The organism is Staphylococcus cohnii subsp. cohnii, assembly GCF_002902365.1.
GTDB lineage: Bacteria > Bacillota > Bacilli > Staphylococcales > Staphylococcaceae > Staphylococcus > Staphylococcus cohnii.
Map to the genome: position 1 here is coordinate 1 of NZ_PPQC01000063.1, position 2,088 is coordinate 2,088.

Sequence of the window (2,088 nt, forward strand, 5' to 3'; positions counted from 1 at the left end):
CCCTTCAAAGTTTACATTTTTAAGTGTCTACTTTGAAGGGAGCATATCACTTCACGGATTAGTCCTTTAATTAAAGAATGAGCTTTAAATCTCATACTTTTTATGCGTATATATTAATGTTTTGAAATTAAACTTTTAATAAATTAAGCAGTTACCCACTGTGAAGCACCTTCAGATTCATATAAATCCATTGCTGCTTGGTCTTGTACTGATTCTGGTGCTTCTGTTGGTGATTGACCTTTATACTCATCTGGTGCTACTGAATCCCAAGTGCTTTGTAAGAATTGGTATTTACCTGCTGCACCTGATGATGGGTTAACAGCGTTAAGGTCGCCACCTGATTCACGTTGTGCAATTTGTTTCAAGTGATCGTTTACTTCTACTGATGAACCACTTGATGCTTCACTTGAGCTATCTGTTGATTGTTGTGATGAAGCTGCTTCTTGTTGTGGTTGTGTTTGTTCTTGAGTTTGTGGTGCTTGTTCTTGTTGTCCTGCATCACTTGTTGATTGTGCTGATGCATCATTAGATCCGTTTGAACCTTCACCATAACTCCATGACCAATATGTGCCATCAGATTCAAAGTTATAATTTAAATTATCTTGATTAAAGTTATAGTTATAAGCACCTTCATGTATTGGCTCAGCATTCAATTGTTGTGGATTGTTTTGTGCTTGTTGAGCTAATTGTGCTTGATCGATACCTTGTTCAGACGCATCTGCTGAATTTCCTGCTGCAATTCCTGTTACGCCAAGTCCTACTGCTAATGTTGAAGCTAATACTGTTTTTTTCATTATTAATAAATCCTCCTAAGAGATTATACTTTTAAATATTTAAATTTGAGTTTTCTGTTTTGCAAAATTACTTTTATCAAATTTGCTAATCCCTACTGTAACATCTTAAAAAAGCTTGTGGGTTACAGTGAAGTTAAAAAATATCTAGAATTTTTACGCCCTAATTACATTAAATACTTAATTCAATTCCATTCAAAAACCCAGCACATCAAGCATGAAATATAATATTGGTTTTACAAATATGTAATAATTATGTAATTAGTGTGAAAATAATATTCACTTATATCATTATAAATAGTTATATTTTATGGCTTTTAAATATAAGAAAGATTGAATTTATATCTAACTACTGATAATATCTTAATTTGGTTTAATTTTAATAACTTTATTTTAAAATTTATGAAAACCTATCAATATATAAAATGTTGGAGGAATTAAATGTTCGACAATATTCTTTATGAAGATAACCATTTATTAATGGTAGAGAAACCAATTAATGTTCCTGTACAAGAAGACAACTCAAGAGATCAAGACTTATTGTCCATTTTAAAAAAATACATAAAAGTTCAATACAATAAACCGGGTAATGTATACCTTGGACTCGTACATCGTCTTGATCGGCCCGTTGGAGGCACAATTGTTTTCGCTAAAACATCCAAAGCAGCCTCTAGGTTATCTAATGAACTTAGAAAACAAAAATTATATAGAACATATCTAGCAATTATCCATGGTATACCTTCAAAAAAAGAAGGTGAACTTCGTGACTATTTATGGAAAGACAGAAATAAAAATATTGTTTATGCAGTTGATTCCAAGAAAAAGGATGCTAAAGAGGCAATTTTGAATTATAAAGTTATCAAAACAATTAACAATAAAACCTTGGTTCAAATCCAATTGAAAACAGGTCGTTCACATCAAATTAGAGTACAATTCGCAAATCAAAACTTACCATTATATGGTGATCAAAAATACGGTCAGAAATTTAATAAGCCAGGACAACAAATTGCACTTTGGGCATCAAATCTCAGCGTCAAACACCCCACTAAAGATGAAATCATTTCTGTAACTTCTACTCCAAATAAAGGCATTTGGAATGAATTTATATAACATACTTCTTAAATAACCGTAATTTCATCCAATATATTAATATAAAAAAGCTATGAAAGAATCTTTACTAAATGATTCCTTCATAGCTTTTATTAGTGTTTTATACTTATATTTTTATTTAAAATTATACTTCAGATTATGCAGTAACCCATTGTGAAGCGCCAACTTCGTTATAAAGTTTTACAGC

Annotated in this window: 2 protein-coding genes; one reads left to right on the forward strand and one right to left on the reverse strand. The window is 31.0% G+C overall.

What is annotated here, in order from left to right; translation table 11 throughout:
• Positions 1-143: 143 nt before the first annotated feature.
• On the reverse strand, positions 144-794 hold the full coding sequence (locus CD032_RS10705; protein ID WP_103211474.1) for a transglycosylase family protein: 651 nt from the start codon (positions 792-794) through the stop codon (positions 144-146).
• 438 nt (positions 795-1,232) lie between these two features.
• Here CD032_RS10705 and CD032_RS10710 point away from each other — a divergent pair, with 438 nt between their 5' ends.
• The gene (locus CD032_RS10710; protein ID WP_019467628.1) at positions 1,233-1,901 is read left to right on the forward strand and encodes an RluA family pseudouridine synthase; all 669 of its coding nucleotides are present in this window, start codon (positions 1,233-1,235) and stop codon (positions 1,899-1,901) included.
• Positions 1,902-2,088: the final 187 nt, after the last annotated feature.